The organism is Corticimicrobacter populi, from assembly GCF_003123725.1.
Lineage (GTDB): Bacteria > Pseudomonadota > Gammaproteobacteria > Burkholderiales > Burkholderiaceae_B > Corticimicrobacter > Corticimicrobacter populi.
Map to the genome: position 1 here is coordinate 943,748 of NZ_QETA01000001.1, position 16,916 is coordinate 960,663.

The window sequence follows — 16,916 nt, forward strand, 5'->3', positions numbered from 1 at the left end:
GGATGAATTAACCGATCCTTGCATCACTGTTGCCTTTTTATTTCCCGAAAAACCGGGAGAAACGTAATAAAAAAGAACTGAACGTGTGTGTTATTTAAAACACAGTGCGATTTTGTAATAAAAAATCAATTGCAAGGCAATGGCAATCTGGGTACGACTTGAGTTTGGTCAAGCTCAGAAAGAATAGCGGTAATTGAGCTGCACCATATCCAGACCGGGATTTGGGCGCTTGATGCCAGCATTCGAATAATGAGACAGGCGCAGACCGATTTGCTGTGAAGACGACATCTGCCAGCCAATGCCAAGCTGGTCGGAAAACTGGAATGCCGTACTCAGGTTCTTGTCTGCAAATCGTGTACGGTTGAACGCACTCACGCCAATACCGGCTTCAAGGAAAACACTGTCGGTCATCCACCAGCGGAACATTGGCGTGGCAGCAACTTGCCACAGACTCGACGGCTTGCGCGAACCACGGGCGTGCCAATAAGCTACGCCGGCTTCAAGAGAGAGGTCGAACAGGGGACGGGAGTCGGATCCCTGGTAGGACCACAGCACCGGAGACGTCCAATAGGCCTCGACACGCTCCATGCTGCCCGTAGCCCCGACACGCACACCCACGCCACCATTATCGGCGTGAGCGGCAGAAATACCAGAAACAGCCAGTGCCAGGGCACAAGCCAGTCGCGTCATTTTTTGCATTTTTAACCTTTTAAATCAAGACTCATGGCTGTTTAAAACGCCAGGTTGCCCCTCATGATATTGCTAAGCACAACCGCTGTCTTTAGACAGTGACATTTTACAACACATGACATGGCGGTTTTTTGGTGTCAAGCGCCAGCAAACAGATAGGTAGCGCGATTTTCATGCATGCATTTGTTTCTATTTCCGACAAAAATACCAGGGAATATTTTGTTTGTGCTATCGTCTCACTCATATATATGACTGCATGTTAGTACATTTTTCACAATGGTCGCTCACAGCGCCGATTGCCACCTTCCGTTTGCTTCTCAATTCCGTAGGCCCATCCGATGACCTGGTTCAACAACCTGAAGATTTCAGCCAAACTCCTGATATCCTTTATCACTCTGCTCATATTGATGACCATCGTCGGTCTGTTTGCCGTCTGGCAAATGTCCCAGGTCAATGGCGCAGCCAACGAGATTGCACGCCATTGGGCACCCAGCGTACGTATCAGTCTGACACTCGAGCGCGTCCTGGCGCGAGTCCGTTCCACTGAGTTCCAGCACATCCTCGGTGACCAGGCCCGCATGGCATCCCTGGAGAAAAGCCTGTCGGATCGCTACGGTGAATTCAAGTCTCTCGCAGCCGAATACCATCAGCTTGGCCTGAACGGGACCGAGCAGGCACGCCTCGACGAATTGCTCAAGACACTGGATGCCTACCTTGTAGCCCACCGGGAAATCCTCGCGACCTCACGCGCTGGAGCCAAGGATGCCGCACTGGCACTGACATCGGGGGCATCCCTCAAGGCCTACCGGGATATCGAAAAACAATTCTCCGATCTTCGCAAATTCAGCCAGGAAGGCATCGATGACGCCACCGCACAAGCCGATGCAGCCTATGCCTCGTCACAGCGCTGGATCATCGCCCTGCTCGGCTGCGGCGTACTGATTGGACTCCTGATGGCCGGACTGGTGTCCCGAGCCATCAGCCGACCCCTGGACGCCGCCCTGAAATTATCACAACGTGTCGCCGAACAGGATCTGACTGCCGAGGTCAACGTACACAGTCGAGACGAAACCGGTCAACTGATGCAGGCGCTCAATACCATGAACGCCACCCTGTCCGGCGTGATCGGCAACGTGCGTCAGAGCACCGCCGTCATCAGCGCCGCAGCCAGTGAAATTGCCAGCGGCAACGCCGACCTGTCGAGCAGGACCGAATCGCAAGCGTCCAGCCTCGAGGAAACCGCCGCTGCCATGGAGCAATTGACAGCGACCGTTCGGCAGAATGCCGACAATGCTGATGCGGCGCGCCAACTGGTCAATACGGCAGCGCAACTGGCAGGCGAAGGTGGCGAAATCGTCGAGCGCGTTGTCTCCAACATGGGAGCTATCCGCCAGACTTCAGGCAAGGTCGGCGACATTATCGGCGTCATCGATGGCATTGCCTTCCAGACCAACATCCTGGCACTCAATGCTGCGGTGGAGGCCGCACGCGCCGGTGAACAGGGCCGTGGCTTTGCCGTGGTAGCCAGCGAGGTACGCAACCTTGCACAGCGATCGGCCGCTGCCGCACGTGAAATCAAAGAACTGATCGACGGATCGATCGAACAGGTTCGCGCTGGAGCCGACCTGGCCGACCAGGCGGGGGCTTCCATGCAACGCGTCGTGGATTCTGTGCGCCAGGTAACAGTCATCATGGGCGAAATCGCTGTCGCCAGCCGTGAGCAGCATACCGGCATCGAAGAAGTCGGCCATGCCGTGACACAGATGGATGAAAGCACGCAGCAAAATGCCGCCCTGGTCGAACAGGCAGCTGCGGCCGCCCATTCCTTGCGTGATCAGGCAGTCGTGCTTGAAGAGTTGATGGCGATGTTCAAGTTGAAGCAGTCGGTACGCGTTGCACTGGCGGCCTGACGACACACTGGCCGGGCTCTGCATTGAAGTCCGGCCACACCTGTTTGTTCTCAACGCATGGGGTCGCATGTTTTCATGCTTCGACAATACTTGTCGCACGCCCAAATTAAACACGCCTGATTGAATGCAGCCAAGAAAAAGCGCTGGCTGAACGCAAAAAAGCCCGGTATGAACCGGGCTTTTTCTTGAATCTGGCTCCCCAACCTGGACTTGAACCAGGGACCTGCGGATTAACAGTCCGTCGCTCTACCGACTGAGCTATTGGGGATCAAACAAGCTATAAATTATAGCATAGTTTTTTTGGCTCCCCAACCTGGACTTGAACCAGGGACCTGCGGATTAACAGTCCGTCGCTCTACCGACTGAGCTATTGGGGATCAGTGAAGTCCGTTATTCTAGCATAGGTAAAACCAGAAAAACAAACCCCAATTTTTTATTTCGAATCCGAGGCGACCTCTTCTTCGGAACTGCCATCGTCCTGAACGGGGCGCTGCCCGCTGAGGATGGATTTGATCTTGAGCTCGTCCTCATCAGGCTCGCCGCGGGCTTCCCGCTCAGCCGTCTTGACCCCCTTGTGACGCACATCGGCACCATGCACCAGGTAGATGACGCGTTCGGCCATGTTTTTGGCATGATCGCCGATGCGCTCGATGGCGCGGGCGATGAAAATCATGTCGATGGCGCGGGAGATGGTGCGCGGGTCTTCGATCATGTAGGTGATCAGATGGCGCAATGCAGCCTTCCACTCGCGATCGACAGCCTTGTCGCGACGCACAACCTCGGCAGCCTGCACGGCATCAAGGCGGGCAAAGGCATCCAGCGTCTGGCGCAGCATGTCCAGTACATCGCTGGCCATGTGGTGCAACTCGATGAGTGGCATTTCACGCGAGCCACCTTCGTAGATGCGGCGTGTCACCGAGGCGACCTTGCCTGCCTCGTCACCACATCGCTCCATGTCGGTCAGCATCTTGGAAACCGCCAGCAGCATGCGCAGATCAATGGCGGCCGGCTGGTGCCGGGCCAGCACATGGCTGATGTGCTCGTCAATCTCGACTTCCATCTGATTGACTTCTTTCTCGTGCGTACGCACCTTTTCAAGCAGCGCAAGATCACCATCGGCCAGTGCCAGGGCAGCCGTGTTGATCATGGTTTCGACTACGCCGCCCATGCGCAGGAAGCTGGAGCGTACAAGCTCCAGATCCGTGCTGAACTGCGTATAAGTATGCTCGGCCATCATGGCTCCTTTCGATTCAATCTATGAATACCGACCCAAGCGTGAAGCATATGACCTTTATGTGACAGGCATATGTCAAAGCGTCGCATCCCCCAGGCGCTGGATGCCGTTTTCGCCGGCCAGCAACGCAATGCGGGCCGGGGCCAGCGCAAAGAGCCCGCAGCAGACAACACCGGGGATATTGTTGCAGGCCGATTCCAGTTCTGCTGGCGACACGATGTTCAGGCCTGACACATCGAGGATGCAATTGCCATTGTCGGTCACGAAGCCTTCGCGCAACACCGGCTTGCCGCCGTAGGCTTGCAGGCGGCGAGCCACCGACTGGCGAGCCATCGGGATCACTTCCAGCGGCAGCGGAAACGCACCGAGGCGCTGTACCAGCTTCGAGTCATCGGCAATGCAGACGAAACGCTGCGCTACCGAGGCGACAATCTTTTCGCGAGTCAGCGCGCCGCCGCCTCCCTTGATCATGCACAGGTTGGCATCGATCTCATCGGCACCATCCACGTAGACCGGCATGCTCGTCACGTCGTTCAAGTCCAGGACAGCAATGCCCGCTGCCTGCAGGCGCTGGGCGCTGCGCTCGGAACTGGCCACGGTCCCCCTGAAACGATTCTTGAGTACCGCCAGTTGATCGATGAAGCAGTCTGCCGTCGAACCTGTGCCCACACCGATGACGACACCCTCGGCCAGCAAGGGTTCGATCAGCTCGATGGCCGCTGCCGCAGCTTGCTGCTTGAGCGTCTGCGCGGATACGCGGGGAGAGGTGGCTTCAGACATGTTTTTATCCTGTGTAGCTTGTTCAAAAATCCAACTGTCGGGCCGCGAGGCATTCAAAGCGGCGGCGAGGCATCATCTGTTTCTTCAGTTGCTGTATGGTCCTGCTGTGCGTCGGGCAACACCTCGACCGCCTTGAGGCTGCTCAGCATAACTCTCGCTCGGGTTTCGGTCTGGCCGATTTTATTGCTTGCTGTCTCCAGCGTCTTGCGCACACTGGCCAACGCATCCCCGAATTTCAGGAATTCGGACTTTACGGTACGCAGCATGCCCCAGACCTCGGACGACCGCTGCTCGATGGCCAGCGTGCGAAAGCCCATCTGCAGGCTGTTGAGCAAGGCTGCCAGCGTGGTCGGCCCCGCCAGGTTGATGCGCAGCCGCTGCAGGCGATCGGCCATGCCCGGCAGGCGCAATGCCTCTGCGTACAGTCCTTCGGTCGGCAGGAACATCACGGCGAAATCGGTCGTGTGCGGTGGCGCGATATAGCGCGAGGCAATCAGCTTGGCCTGGACTTCGAGAGCGCGCCCCAGAGCCTGTGCGCATTGGCGCACAGCTTCCTGATCACCCTCCTCCTGGGCCTGCATCAGACGTTCGTATTCTTCCTTGGGAAACTTGGCATCGATCGGCAGCCAGACTGGCCCTTGCCCATCCGTGCCGCCTGGCAGACGAATCGCAAATTCAACCACGGCATCGCTGCCCGGCACGGGTTTGACATTGGCTTCGTACTGTCCGCCCGTCATGGTGTCTTCAAGCAGACGCGCCAGCTGAACTTCGCCCCAGATCCCGCGCGACTTGACGTTGGTGAGTACCCGTTTCAGGTCACCCACCCCTGCTGCCAGGCTCTGCATCTCACCCAGCCCCTTGTGCACGGCATCAAGCCGTTCGGACACCAGCCGGAAGGACTCACCCAACCGCTGTTCCAGGGTGGCATGCAGCCTTTCATCCACGGTCTTGCGCATTTCTTCCAGGCGGGCCGCATTTTCGGTGCGAATATCACGCAGCTCCTGCGTGATCGCCTGGCGCGTATCCAGCATGCGACGTTCCGTGGACTCGGTCAGCGTATGCAATTGCAGTGTCAGATCGCGCGTGAAACGACTCAGTGATTCTGCATGCTCCTGCCGTGCAGCGGCCGCTTCCTGCACCAAATCGCGACGCAAGGCCGCAAAGGCGCGTGGCAATACCACGATCAGGACCAGCAGCGCCGCCGCTGCCAGTATCAGCGGCAGCAACGGCAGCCAGGATTCAGGCTGCATCGAAACGCTTCGTGTAGGCTTTTTCGCTGAAACCCACGCCGACCTCTCCGTCTGCGGCAACGGCCAGGGGCCGCCGGACCAGTGCAGGATAGGCCTCGATCAGGGCCAGCCAGCCGGCCTCGTCACTCACGGCGCGCTGCGCATCGGAAAGGTTGCGCCAGGTCATCGAGGCACGATTGACCAGCTTTTCCCAGCCCCCCAGTTGTGCTGCCGCATCTCGCAGCAACGCAGGGTCCAGTGGATGGTCTCGATAATCCACAAAGGCATGGGAAATCCCGTGCGCATCAAGCCATTGGCGAGCCTTGATGCAGGTGCTGCACTTGGTCAGTCCGTACAGGGTCAGGGTACTCATGAACGCTCCTTGCGGTTCTGCATGCGGTGGGCCAGGATGGCGCACAGCCCCACCACCAGGATGAAAATGGTTGCCAGGGCATTGACTTCGGGCTTGAGGCCCAGGCGCACGCGGGCAAACACTTCGAGCGGCAACGTGGTGTAGCCCGGTCCTGACAGGAACGAGGCTACCACCACATCGTCCAGCGACAGCGTGAACGACAGCAGCCAGGCCGAGGCCAGGGCCGGCGCGATCAGCGGCAGCGTGATCAGGAAGAATACCTTGAGCGGGGTGGCCCCCAGGTCAAGCGCGGCCTCCTCGAGAGAACGATCCATGTCACGCAGCCGCGACTGGATAATCACAGCCACATAAGCCACGCACAGCATAACGTGCCCCACCCAGATGGTGAACATGCCACGGCCTGCCGGCCAGCCCAGCACCGAACCCATTTCGACAAACATCAGCAGCAGGGAAATGCCCAACACGACCTCAGGTACCACCAGAGGCGCGCTCAACATGCCGGCGTACAGCGTAAAGCCCCTGAAGCGCCCCATACGGGACAGCACCACACCAGCCCAGGTGCCAATTACGACAGCCGCCGTGGCCGTCAGAAAGGCAATCCGAAACGATAGCCAGGCCGCACGCAACAGAGCATCGTCGTTGAACAGTGCGTAGTACCAGCGCAGTGAAAAGCCCGTCCAGTCAGTCACCAGCGACGAGGCGTTGAAGGAATAGACGATCAGCGTAATGATCGGGATGTACAGAAAGGCAAAGCCCAGTCCCAGTGCCAACCAGCGGCCATATGCACGATTGCTGCCCATGCTCATCGGCTCCTCTGGTCCATCTGCTTGACTTGGTTGTACTGGAACAGCGCCAGTGGCACCAGCAGCAGCAGAATCATGATGCAGGTCACGGCGGCGGCCGTCGGCCAATCGGTATTATTGAAGAACTCGGTCCACAGCAGGCGGCCAATCATCAGCGTGTTGGCTCCCCCCAGCATCTCCGGAATGACGTACTCGCCCACCGACGGGATGAACACCAGCAGCGCACCGGCAATCACGCCCGGACGCGACAGCGGCAGGGTCACCTGCAGAAAGGCTTGCCAGGGCCGAGCACCAAGATCATAGGCGGCTTCGAGCAGCCGGTTGTCGAGCTTGACCAGGTTGGCATACAGCGGCAGGATAAAAAACGGCAGATAGGTATAGACCATGCCGATGTAGACAGCCAGATCAGTCCGGTAGATTTCCAGAGGGGCATCGATGATACCCAGCCCTCTCAGCAAATTGTTGAGCAGACCATCATTGCGCAGAATGCCCACCCAGGCATAGACGCGCAGCAGTTGCGAGGTCCAGAACGGCAGGATCACCGCCAGCAACAGCAGCCCGCGAATCGACGGGTGGGCGCGGGCGATGTGATAGGCCAGCGGATAGCCGATCAGGATACAGCACAGCGTGGTCACGGCGGCCATCTTGATCGAGCTGAGATAGGTCGCCACATACAGGCTGTCCGTCAGCAGCAGGATATAGCCGCGCAGGTTGAGCTGGATGCTGATGACCTCGTCCTTGAACTCGGCCAGTGGCGTGTACGGGGGAATGCCGAAATCGAGATCCGCAAAGCTGATCTTGAGTACCAGCACGAACGGGGCCAGAAAAAACAGCAGCAACCACGCAAACGGCGGCGCAATCGCCAGTGTGCGCTGCGTCGGCAGCCAGCGCTTCCAGTCGATCTTCATGTTGCCAGCACCGTCGCGCTGTCATCGTCCCAGCTGATGTAGACCTCATCATCGATGCCCGGCGCGTCGCTCTGCGCCAGCGCCAGACTGGGCACGCTGGCCTCGATCTGCTTGCCGGAGTCGAGACGGATCTGGTAGAGCGCGTAGCTGCCCATCCAGGCCAGATGGCTGACTACGCCATGCGCCCAGTTGCTGTCTTCAGCAGGCTGTTCACGCAGAACCTGGATGCGCTCGGGACGAATAGAAACGTATACCTCCATCCCCAGCGGCTCGCTGATCCCGTGACTGACATACAGCGGCCGACTCAGTTCGTCGCACTCGATCGAAACATGGTCGGGCTCATCCACCACGATAGTACCCGTGAACAGATTGGTCGAACCGATGAAGCCTGCCACGAAACGGGAATTGGGAAAGGCGTAGACATCGTGTGGCGTGCCACACTGGATGATCTGCCCATCGGTCATGACCGCCAGCCGGTGCGCCATGCTCATGGCCTCATCCTGATCATGAGTCACCATGATGCAGGTCACGCCCACACGGTCCAGGATGCGTACCAGTTCAAGCTGGGTCTTCTGACGGATCTGCTTGTCGAGCGCCGACATGGGCTCATCGAGCAACAGCAGCTTGGGGCGCTTGACCAGGCTGCGGGCCAAGGCCACACGTTGCTGCTGCCCCCCCGAGAGCTGCTGAGGCTTGCGTCGCGAATACTGGCCCATCTGCACCAGGTCCAGCGCCTCGAATACCCGTTCGTGGATTTCGTTGGCCGGCACGCCTTCCTGCTTGAGGCCAAAGGCCACATTGCTGGCCACGCTCATGTGCGGAAACAGTGCATACGACTGGAACATCATATTGACCGGCCGGCGATACGGCGGCACATGGGTGATGTCTTCACCGTCGAGCAGGATCTGGCCCGAGGTCGCCTGCTCGAATCCGGCCAGCATGCGCAGCAACGTCGATTTGCCGCACCCCGAACTGCCCAGCAACGCAAAGATCTCGTTGCGTCGCACGGACAAATTGACGGAGCGGACCGCCACCGTATCATCGAAAATCTTGACCAGATCGGCGATCCTGACGAATTCGTCGGGATCGCCTGACAGCGGTGCCTGTGCCAGCGGGCGTGCGGAGGGTTCTGCCGGGGACATCGAGAAGACGTTTCCTATTCGAATCAGTGAGCGAAAAATCAGCGACCGGACTTGAGCTCAGCCCACATGCGGGTCTGCAGGCGCTGGATGGCCGGCGGCTGCTGCTTGATCACGAACAGCGTGCTGGCCACTTCGGGCGTCGGATAGATCATAGGGTTATCGGCCACGTCCTTGACCACGAAGTCCCGTGCCGTCTTGTTGGCATTGGGATAGAACATGGTGTTGGTGATTGCGGCATGCACCTCGGGGGTCTCGATGTAGTTGATGAAGGCATGTGCCTCCTTCACGTTCTGGGCGCTGGCGGGGATCGCCATCACATCGAACCAGGCAGGCGCACCGCCCTGAGGGATGAAGTAATTGATATCGTAGCTTTTGCCGGCCTCCTGGGCGCGGCTGCGCGAGATCATCACATCACCTGAAAATCCGTAGACCATGCAGAGGTCGCCGACGACCAGTTCGTCGATGTAGCCGGACGAACTGAACTGGCGGATATAGGGCCGGATCTTCTTGAGGACGTCGAGCGCTTCGCGATAGTCTTCCGGCTTGTCGCTGTTGGGATCCTTGCCCAGGTAGTGCAGCACCGCAGGAAAGACCTGGGCCGCTTCGTCGAGCATGGAAATGCCACAGCCAGCCAGTTTCTCTGCGTTTTCGGGTTTGAACAGGATATCCCAGTTGTCGAGCGCCACATCCGGCCCCAGGATCTCGCGGGCCTTGGTCACGTTGTAGCCCAGGCCATTGGTGCCGTAGCCCCAGGGGATCAGGTATTCATTGCCAGGATCGACCTCGGCCACCAGCGCCATGATGGCGGGGTCGAGGTGCGACCAGTTGGGGAGCTGGGTCTTGTCCAGCTTCTGGAAAATGCCGCCTTCGATCTGACGGGCGGCGTAATGCGTGGAGGGCACCACCACATCGTAGCCGGAATTGCCTGCCAGCAGCTTGGCCTGCAGCGTGTCGTTGCTGTCGTACACGTCGTAGCGGGCCTTGATGCCGGTGGCCTTTTCGAAGCCGGAAATCGTATCGGGTGCCGTGTATTCGGCCCAGTTGTAGACGTTGACGACCTGCTGCTGTGCCTGCGCAAGTCCTGCTGCCGCCAGCAGCGCTGTGCCGCATGCCAGTCGAGTCAGTTTTTTCAGATGCATGGTGTGCCCCACTTGGTTGGCTGGTTACCCCTTAAAGGGCGGAATAATAAAGCCATTTTGCATTGGGAGGCCAGTGCGAATTGCAACTTTATGCCCCCTGCCGGGCGATCTGTTGATAATGTACAAAAATGGCTTGCCAATACGCTTCGGCAGCCGTGCCTGCCAGCTTGAGCATCGATCTTTTCAGCCGCATCAGGTTGTTCTGCCGGTCCTGAGCGCTGCACCCGCCGGCTCGGGCCCGGTCAAAGTCGATCAGCCAGGCCTCGCCTGCCGGATCGAGCAGGATGTTGTGTGCATTGAGATCGGCATGCCAGACTCCGGCAGCATGCATGTCGGCAATGGACTGCGCGACCCGTGCGGGATCGGCCTGGGCCATGCAGTCGGCCAGCGGCACGGCATGTTCCACCCGCTGGGTCAGCAATGCCGCGCGATACAGCACGCCGGCACTGCGCCAGTATGCCGCCGCAAGCGGCCTCGGTACCCTCAGTCCGGCATGCCATAGCATCTCCATGATGCGGAATTCGGCAAACGAACGCGTTTTCGATTCCCCCTGCCAGACATAAAGGTCCCGGCTGATACGCGCCACCAGTCCGCCACGGCGATATTGTCTCAGCACCGCCTGTCCCCAGGGGCCCTCGACAAACCAGGCCGCCTGGCGACCACCCGATGACACGGCATTGATATGTGCCGATGCATAGCTGCCTGGTTGCCAGACGCTGGCATCCAGCCCGGGCACCTGCACTGCGTACAGCATGGCGGCACCCTTGCCCAGGCTGCGATGGAGCGCAATGGCGCTGGCCGGGTCTGCCACCGAAACCGGCTGCGTCATGACTTGCCCTCGCGATTGCGCATCCAGTCGGCAATGCCGTAGAAACTTTCCAGCATCTTGTCCATCAGCGGCTCGGGGAATCCCTGATCCTGCATGGCACGCCCCATGCAGACCACCCACTGATCGCGTTCGGCACGACCGATCGAAAAAGGCAGGTGGCGGGCACGCAGGCGCGGATGCCCAAAACGCTCGATATAGTGATTGGGACCGCCGGTATAACCGCACAGGAACCAGAACAGGCGATCACGGGCCTGATCCAGCGACGGGCCGTGGGTCGCTCGCAGCGCCTGCAGGTCAGGCTCGAGATCCATCAGGTCATAGAACCTGTCCACCAGGGCCCTGATGCCGGCCTCACCGCCCATTTCATCAAACAGGCTGCCGGTGGGGGCATCCTGTGCGATGCTCGCCCCACTTATATTGTCTTGCGTCATGTCACGCATCCCTCAATACCGCCAGCGGCGGCGTATGGAGTACCTGGCGCAGCACCAGGCTGCCGCCTGCCCACGCCGCCAGCATGCCGGCCAGCGGCCCTGCCAGCCAGACCCAATAACCTGCCACGACATCGAAATCGAAAATATATCGGGCCAGGGCCTGTGCTAGCAGAACGGCAGCTGCCGACGCCAGCAAACCAGCCGTGAATCCGGTCAGCAGCAGCTCATAGCGCTGCACCTTCGCCAGCCAGACCCGGCCCGCACCGAGTGCGCGCAGAATGCCGGCTTCGCGGCGGCGTTCGTCCAGCGTTCCCGATAGCGCGGCTGCCAGCACCAGAATACCTGCCGCCAGCGTAAAGCCGAACAACAACTGCACCGCTGCCACTGTCTGATCCAGTACCTGGCGCAATTGCAGCAGTGTGGCCGTCACATCGAACACCGTCAGGCCGGGCATGGCCCGCACCATGTCGCGCAACGCGGCCTGCCCGCCATCCGGCAGATGAAAGGACGTGATCCAGGTGCGAGGCGCACGCTCCAGCGCGGCGGGCGACAGAACGGCGAAAAAATTGACCTGCATACTGTTCCAGTCCACCTGGCGAATGCTGCTCACTGACACGTCCACCAGATCCCCCGCCACGTCGAACGCGATTCGGTCTCCCAGGCTGATGCCAAGTCGTCGGGCCAACTCTTCCTCAAGCGATACTTCCTGGGCTGCGCCATCCAGCGCCCTGCCCTGCACGATCCGGTTATGCCCGGGCAAGGCATCGGCATAGGACAGATTGAACTCCCGTTCGGCCTGACGCTGCGCGCGCGGATCCTCGTAGCGGGTCGGATCGACGGCCTCGCCATTGATGGACACCAGGCGACCACGGATCATGGGTGCCAGTTCGGGCGAACTGACGCCTGCCTCGAGCAGGGATTGCCGCACGGCATCGCGCTGGTCGTCCTGGATGTTGATGACGAACCGATTGGGCATGTCGACTGGCAGGCTGGCCTGCCAACTGCCGACCAGGTCGGTACGTGCCAGCGCCAGGACCAGGATGGCCATCAATCCCAGCGCCAGCGTGACAACCTGTGCCAGGACACCGGCACGCCGGCGTCTCATGCCGGCCAGGGCCATACGCCAGGCGGACGTCCGCCCACCCGCCCGCGCCAGCCAGCCGGCCAGCGTCAGACCAGTGTGCGCGGCCAAGGCAAAAATCAACGCAGCGCCCGTAAAACCCAGGGCCACCATCCCACCCAGTCGCCAATCACCCGCAAACCATGCCAGCAGCAGCGTCAGCCCGATCAGGCCAGGCGCATAGTCGAGCATCGCGCCACGGATGTTGCCTTCGACCTGTGCGGGTCGCAGCACGCGCATCGGCGGCACTCGTCGTAACCGGTCAAGTGCTGGCCAGGCAAAGGCCAGCAACAGCCAGAGTCCCAGCAAGGCCGCTCGCAGTGCCGGCCAGAGACCGACGGGGGCCAGCGTTTCAGGCAGCAGATCCCCCAGAATGGCCAGCAAGGCGCCATGCGCGGCATAACCCAGCCCCATACCTGCCAGCGCGGCGACCAGCCCCGCCATGAGGAACTCAGCCAGCAGCAGCGCCGTGATATCGGCCTGGGTACTCCCCAGGCATCGCATCACGGCCATGCCGGCACGATGGCGCTGCAGGAAACGCCGACTGCCCAGGGCGATGGCCAATGCCGCCATCATGGCGGCCGTCAGCGCCACCAGTGACAGGAACTGTTGTGCCCGCACCAGTGTGGCATGCACGGCAGGCCGCCCTTCTTCCAGGGTATCCAGCCGCAAACCAGTCTTGAGCTGCGGTGCCAGCCAGCGCTCCCACTGCCCGACCTGTTCTGGCGTGCCAGCCACCAGCAGCGCATAATCAATCCGGCTACCCGGCACGATCAGCCCTGATCGTGCCAGATCCTCGGCACTCAGCATCAGCCTGGGAGCCATCGTGGTCAGGCGCATCTCGCGATCCGGCTCGTACGTCAGCACACCCTCGATACGCAAGGTCAGGTTGCCCAGGGCCAGACTGTCACCCAGCTCGGCACCCAATGCAGCCAGCAGGCGCGGCTCAGCCCAGACGCTGCCGGGTGCCGGTGCGCCGCGCTCCCATTGGCCGACAGCATCCTCGGCCGTGCGTGCCACGCGCACCTGGCCACGCAACGGGTAGCTGGCGCTGACGGCCTTGACTGAAGCCAGTTGCATATCCTGTCCGAAGCGCGCCATCGACGGGAACTGCCAAGTATGCGCCAGTTGCAGACCACGCTGTTGCGCCTCCTGCTCCCAGCCATTCGACAGCGGCGTATCCGACCTGAGCACGCTATCGGCACCCAGCATCTGACCCGCCTCGCGGCTCAGGGTGCGCTCGACCCGGTCAGCCAATAGGCCAACACCCGCGAGGGCTGCCACGGCCACCAGCAAGGCAAGACACAGCATGCCCAGTTCTCCTGCCCGTGCGTCACGCCAGGCGAAACGGATGGCTTGCTGCCAGAAGCGGCGTGTCATGATCTGCATGTGACGGCATATCCTGCGGAGAGTTTTTTGTGCAAGCATTTTACAGGCGCTAAAATGCGGCGTTTGACATATTCATTTTATAAGTTGATCCAAGGAGAAGACACCATGATCCGCACCCCCTGGATGCGTTCGCTGCTGGCTGCCGCCTGCGTCGCGGGCGCCGCCTTCAGCCAGCCTGCTGTTGCCGCCGATTCACTCAAGATGGCTTATGCGCTGTCGGCCAATTCGCACTATGGTGCGGGTGGCAAGGCGTTCGCAGAATCCTTCGAAAAGAACACCGATGGTCGCTTTGCCATCGAGCAATTCGGCAACAGCGCCCTGGGCGGTGAACGCGAAGTCATCGAAGGCCTGCAACTGGGCACCATTGACCTGGCGATTCTGTCGACGGGTGCCACGCTCAATTTCGTGCCGGCCACCGGTGTGTTCGACATTCCGTTCCTGATGCGCGACCTGGACCATGCCCGCGCCGTGCTCGACGGCCAGATCGGCACCGATATGCTGGGTGAATTCTCCAAGCGCGGTCTGGTTGGCCTGGCCTGGGGCGAACAGGGCTTTCGTCACCTGACCAACAGCGTGCGCCCGGTCCGCACGCCCGAAGATGCCAAAAACCTGAAAATCCGTACTACGGAAAATCCCATCCACATTGCCGCCTTCCGCGCCATCGGCATCCTGCCCACGCCCATGGCATGGCCGGAAGTGGCAACGGCACTGCAGCAAGGCACCATCGATGGGCAGGAAAACCCGCTGTCGGTCATCGTCTCGGCCAAGTTGTCGCAACTGCAGAAATATGCATCGCTGACCGGACATGTCTATGCGCCCGCCGTCATCGTGGCCTCCCCTGACCTTTTCGACAGCCTGTCCGACGAAGACAAGCAGAAATTGATCGAAGCGGGCCAGGCTGCCGGTGCGGCAATGCGTGCCTATGTTGATGATGTCGAGAAAAACGGCGTGGCACAACTCCAGGCCGAAGGCATGGAAGTGGTCACCGACGTCGATCGCGAAGCATTTGCAGCGGCAGTCGAAACGGTCTATCCCGAGTACTACAAGAAGTTCGACAAGCAACTGATCGATTCGATCCGCGCTGTCCAGTAATCTCTTCCGCGATCCTATCGTTGCATCATGCGTCTACTCTGCCTCATTGACCAGGCGCTCTTTCGCCTGGTTTCCGCTGCGGTCCAGATCCTGCTGCTGGCGGCCGTGGCCGCCGGCTTCTTCCAGGTGGTGGCCCGTTTCGTCCTGCACAGCCCGCTCGACTGGAGCGAAGTGGCCACGCGGGCCATCATCATCTGGACCGTGCTGCTGGGTACGGCGCTGGCGTTCCGCCATGGTGCCATGATCAGCGTGGATATGCTGCGCAGCATCATGGCCCGGCGCGGGCTTCGCTGGTTCTCCGACATCATCGCCCTGACCTGCATGAGCTTCCTGCTCTTTCTGGCCTGGATCGGTGGGCAGATGACCTGGCGGGTCCGCTTCCAGACCGTGCCCAGCCTGGAGATCTCGATTTCCTGGATCTACCTGGCAATCCCGGTCGGTGCCACGCTGGCCGCCATCGGCGTGCTGGCCCACTGGGTCGAGCAGCGTCGCAAGCCCCTGGCTGATCATGCCAGTTCCGTGAATCCCGATACGCCCTGACCGCCATGTCCCAGTTGATGATTTTCTCCATGGTCGTCTTTTTCGGCCTGTCGATTCCTGTCGCCGTGGCCATCGGCCTGTCTTCGATGCTCGGCATTGCCCTGACCGAGCGGCTGACCTGGCTGGTCGTGGCGCAACAACTCTTTGCCGCCCTCGACAAGTACCCGCTGGTCGCGATTCCTTTCTTCATCCTGGCTGGCAACCTGATGGAGGCCGGCGGCATCTCGGCGCGCATGGTCGATTTCGCCAAGAGTCTGGTCGGACGCCTGCAGGGCGGCCTGGCCTGCGCCTGCGTGCTGACCTGCATGATCTTCGCCGCCGTGGCCGGTTCCAGCGTGGCCACGACCTTTGCCGTGGGGGCCATCCTGATCCCGGCCATGGTGCGCCACGGTTACCCGGCACCGTTCGCGGCCTCGCTGCAGGCAACGGCCGCCGAACTGGGCGTGATCATCCCGCCGTCGATCCCGATGATCCTGTTTGCCGTGTCCACCGACACATCGACCGGCGAACTGTTCATCGCCGGCGTCGGCCCCGGCCTGCTGATCGGCATCGCGCTGATGTTCTATGTCTGGTTCCATGCCCGCCGCCATGGCCTGGGCAAGGATGACGGCAAGGACCGTCTGACAGTCGGTGCCGCGCTGCGTCGCTCCTGGCTGGCACTGTTGATGCCGGTCATCATCCTGGGCGGCATCTACGGCGGTGTCTTCACCCCCACCGAAGCCTCGGTGGTCGCTGTGGTCTACGCCCTGCTGGTCAGTATCCTGATCTACCGCACCATCCGCTTCAGTACGCTGTCGCTGGTGCTCAAGCGCTCGGCAGTCTCCAGCGCCGTGATCATGTTCATCATCGCCAATGCCGGCGTGTTCAGCTTCCTGCTCAATCGGGCCGGCGTGCCCGATGCGCTGGGTGCCTGGCTGAGCCAGTTGTTCAGCGACAAGATGACTTTCCTGCTGGGCGTCAACCTGGCGCTGTTCGTCATCGGCATGTTCATCGAGACCTCTGCTTCGATCGTGGTACTGGCCCCGCTGCTGCTGCCGGTGGCCGTGCAGTTCGGCATCGATCCGGTGCATTTCGGCGTGATCATGATCGTCAACCTGGCGCTGGGCATGATCACCCCGCCACTTGGGGTCAACCTGTTTGCCGCCAGTACGGTATCCGGCGTGCCGCTGGAAAGAATGATGCGACCGCTGGTGCCGTTCGTACTGGTGACGCTGGCCTGCCTGGCCCTGATCACCTATCTGCCAGGGCTGTCGCTGGGTCTGCGGGACCTGGCCTACGGATACTGATCCACGGGCTGTCTTGAAGCC

Annotated in this window: 16 protein-coding genes and 2 tRNA genes; 4 read left to right on the forward strand and 14 right to left on the reverse strand. The window is 60.6% G+C overall.

Annotation, left to right across the window (positions count from 1 at the left end; translation table 11 throughout):
• Window positions 1-174: 174 nt before the first annotated feature.
• Window positions 175-699, reverse strand: coding sequence for an acyloxyacyl hydrolase (locus DD235_RS04550; RefSeq protein ID WP_109060812.1), 525 nt, complete (start codon window positions 697-699; stop codon window positions 175-177).
• A gap of 329 nt (window positions 700-1,028) precedes the next feature.
• Here DD235_RS04550 and DD235_RS04555 point away from each other — a divergent pair, with 329 nt between their 5' ends.
• Complete coding sequence (locus DD235_RS04555; RefSeq protein WP_109060813.1) at window positions 1,029-2,600, forward strand: methyl-accepting chemotaxis protein; 1,572 nt, start codon at window positions 1,029-1,031, stop codon at window positions 2,598-2,600.
• A 192-nt stretch (window positions 2,601-2,792) separates the two neighbouring features.
• On the opposite strand, the gene DD235_RS04560 is transcribed toward DD235_RS04555, so the two are convergent.
• The 13 genes from DD235_RS04560 to DD235_RS04620 form a co-directional block, all read right to left on the reverse strand.
• A tRNA-Asn gene (locus DD235_RS04560) sits at window positions 2,793-2,868 on the reverse strand.
• A gap of 33 nt (window positions 2,869-2,901) precedes the next feature.
• Window positions 2,902-2,977 (reverse strand) — tRNA-Asn (locus DD235_RS04565).
• A 56-nt stretch (window positions 2,978-3,033) separates the two neighbouring features.
• Window positions 3,034-3,834 (reverse strand): phosphate signaling complex protein PhoU, encoded by an 801-nt coding sequence (gene phoU / locus DD235_RS04570; RefSeq protein WP_109060814.1) that lies wholly within the window; start codon window positions 3,832-3,834, stop codon window positions 3,034-3,036.
• A gap of 75 nt (window positions 3,835-3,909) precedes the next feature.
• Window positions 3,910-4,614, reverse strand: coding sequence for a ribose-5-phosphate isomerase RpiA (gene rpiA / locus DD235_RS04575; RefSeq protein WP_109060815.1), 705 nt, complete (start codon window positions 4,612-4,614; stop codon window positions 3,910-3,912).
• Window positions 4,615-4,667: 53 nt separating this feature from the next.
• The gene (locus DD235_RS04580; protein WP_109060816.1) at window positions 4,668-5,864 is read right to left on the reverse strand and encodes a DNA recombination protein RmuC; all 1,197 of its coding nucleotides are present in this window, start codon (window positions 5,862-5,864) and stop codon (window positions 4,668-4,670) included.
• Complete coding sequence (locus tag DD235_RS04585; RefSeq protein WP_109060817.1) at window positions 5,854-6,216, reverse strand: Spx/MgsR family RNA polymerase-binding regulatory protein; 363 nt, start codon at window positions 6,214-6,216, stop codon at window positions 5,854-5,856. The genes DD235_RS04580 and DD235_RS04585 overlap by 11 nt, the downstream gene beginning before the upstream one ends.
• Window positions 6,213-7,016 (reverse strand): ABC transporter permease subunit, encoded by an 804-nt coding sequence (locus tag DD235_RS04590; protein WP_109060818.1) that lies wholly within the window; start codon window positions 7,014-7,016, stop codon window positions 6,213-6,215. Before DD235_RS04590 ends, DD235_RS04585 begins: the two co-directional genes overlap by 4 nt.
• A gap of 2 nt (window positions 7,017-7,018) precedes the next feature.
• Window positions 7,019-7,927 carry an ABC transporter permease subunit gene (locus tag DD235_RS04595; RefSeq protein WP_109060819.1) on the reverse strand — a complete coding sequence of 303 codons (909 nt, stop codon included), beginning with the start codon at window positions 7,925-7,927 and terminating at the stop codon, window positions 7,019-7,021.
• Window positions 7,924-9,069 (reverse strand): ABC transporter ATP-binding protein, encoded by a 1,146-nt coding sequence (locus DD235_RS04600; protein ID WP_109060820.1) that lies wholly within the window; start codon window positions 9,067-9,069, stop codon window positions 7,924-7,926. Before DD235_RS04600 ends, DD235_RS04595 begins: the two co-directional genes overlap by 4 nt.
• A 38-nt stretch (window positions 9,070-9,107) precedes the next feature.
• A complete protein-coding gene (locus DD235_RS04605; RefSeq protein WP_420810443.1) occupies window positions 9,108-10,202 on the reverse strand; it encodes a polyamine ABC transporter substrate-binding protein in 1,095 nt (364 codons plus the stop codon).
• Between the two features lie 94 nt (window positions 10,203-10,296).
• Window positions 10,297-11,037, reverse strand: a complete 741-nt coding sequence (locus tag DD235_RS04610; protein ID WP_109060822.1) for a 3-deoxy-D-manno-octulosonic acid kinase — start codon at window positions 11,035-11,037, stop codon at window positions 10,297-10,299.
• Window positions 11,034-11,468, reverse strand: coding sequence for a group II truncated hemoglobin (locus DD235_RS04615; protein ID WP_109061022.1), 435 nt, complete (start codon window positions 11,466-11,468; stop codon window positions 11,034-11,036). The genes DD235_RS04610 and DD235_RS04615 overlap by 4 nt, the downstream gene beginning before the upstream one ends.
• A gap of 1 nt (window position 11,469) precedes the next feature.
• A complete protein-coding gene (locus DD235_RS04620) occupies window positions 11,470-13,977 on the reverse strand; it encodes an ABC transporter permease (protein WP_239990029.1) in 2,508 nt (835 codons plus the stop codon).
• Between the two features lie 105 nt (window positions 13,978-14,082).
• Here DD235_RS04620 and DD235_RS04625 point away from each other — a divergent pair, with 105 nt between their 5' ends.
• From DD235_RS04625 to DD235_RS04635, 3 genes are read left to right on the forward strand one after another with little or no spacing between them, the layout of a single operon-like run.
• Window positions 14,083-15,069, forward strand: a complete 987-nt coding sequence (locus DD235_RS04625) for a TRAP transporter substrate-binding protein (RefSeq protein WP_109060823.1) — start codon at window positions 14,083-14,085, stop codon at window positions 15,067-15,069.
• 27 nt (window positions 15,070-15,096) lie between these two features.
• Window positions 15,097-15,609 carry a TRAP transporter small permease gene (locus tag DD235_RS04630; protein WP_109060824.1) on the forward strand — a complete coding sequence of 171 codons (513 nt, stop codon included), beginning with the start codon at window positions 15,097-15,099 and terminating at the stop codon, window positions 15,607-15,609.
• Window positions 15,610-15,614: 5 nt separating this feature from the next.
• Complete coding sequence (locus DD235_RS04635) at window positions 15,615-16,895, forward strand: TRAP transporter large permease (protein ID WP_109060825.1); 1,281 nt, start codon at window positions 15,615-15,617, stop codon at window positions 16,893-16,895.
• Window positions 16,896-16,916: the final 21 nt, after the last annotated feature.

Coding starts and splice junctions, on each gene's coding strand:
- DD235_RS04635 (WP_109060825.1), top strand. CDS start 15,615: ATGTCCCAGTTGATGATTTTCTCCATGGTCGTCTTTTTCGGCCTGTCG.
- DD235_RS04620 (WP_239990029.1), bottom strand. CDS start 13,977: ATGCAGATCATGACACGCCGCTTCTGGCAGCAAGCCATCCGTTTCGCC.
- DD235_RS04550 (WP_109060812.1), bottom strand. CDS start 699: ATGCAAAAAATGACGCGACTGGCTTGTGCCCTGGCACTGGCTGTTTCT.
- DD235_RS04615 (WP_109061022.1), bottom strand. CDS start 11,468: ATGACGCAAGACAATATAAGTGGGGCGAGCATCGCACAGGATGCCCCC.
- DD235_RS04625 (WP_109060823.1), top strand. CDS start 14,083: ATGATCCGCACCCCCTGGATGCGTTCGCTGCTGGCTGCCGCCTGCGTC.
- DD235_RS04610 (WP_109060822.1), bottom strand. CDS start 11,037: ATGACGCAGCCGGTTTCGGTGGCAGACCCGGCCAGCGCCATTGCGCTC.
- DD235_RS04600 (WP_109060820.1), bottom strand. CDS start 9,069: ATGTCCCCGGCAGAACCCTCCGCACGCCCGCTGGCACAGGCACCGCTG.
- phoU (WP_109060814.1), bottom strand. CDS start 3,834: ATGGCCGAGCATACTTATACGCAGTTCAGCACGGATCTGGAGCTTGTA.
- DD235_RS04580 (WP_109060816.1), bottom strand. CDS start 5,864: ATGCAGCCTGAATCCTGGCTGCCGTTGCTGCCGCTGATACTGGCAGCG.
- DD235_RS04630 (WP_109060824.1), top strand. CDS start 15,097: ATGCGTCTACTCTGCCTCATTGACCAGGCGCTCTTTCGCCTGGTTTCC.
- DD235_RS04595 (WP_109060819.1), bottom strand. CDS start 7,927: ATGAAGATCGACTGGAAGCGCTGGCTGCCGACGCAGCGCACACTGGCG.
- DD235_RS04555 (WP_109060813.1), top strand. CDS start 1,029: ATGACCTGGTTCAACAACCTGAAGATTTCAGCCAAACTCCTGATATCC.
- rpiA (WP_109060815.1), bottom strand. CDS start 4,614: ATGTCTGAAGCCACCTCTCCCCGCGTATCCGCGCAGACGCTCAAGCAG.
- DD235_RS04590 (WP_109060818.1), bottom strand. CDS start 7,016: ATGGGCAGCAATCGTGCATATGGCCGCTGGTTGGCACTGGGACTGGGC.
- DD235_RS04585 (WP_109060817.1), bottom strand. CDS start 6,216: ATGAGTACCCTGACCCTGTACGGACTGACCAAGTGCAGCACCTGCATC.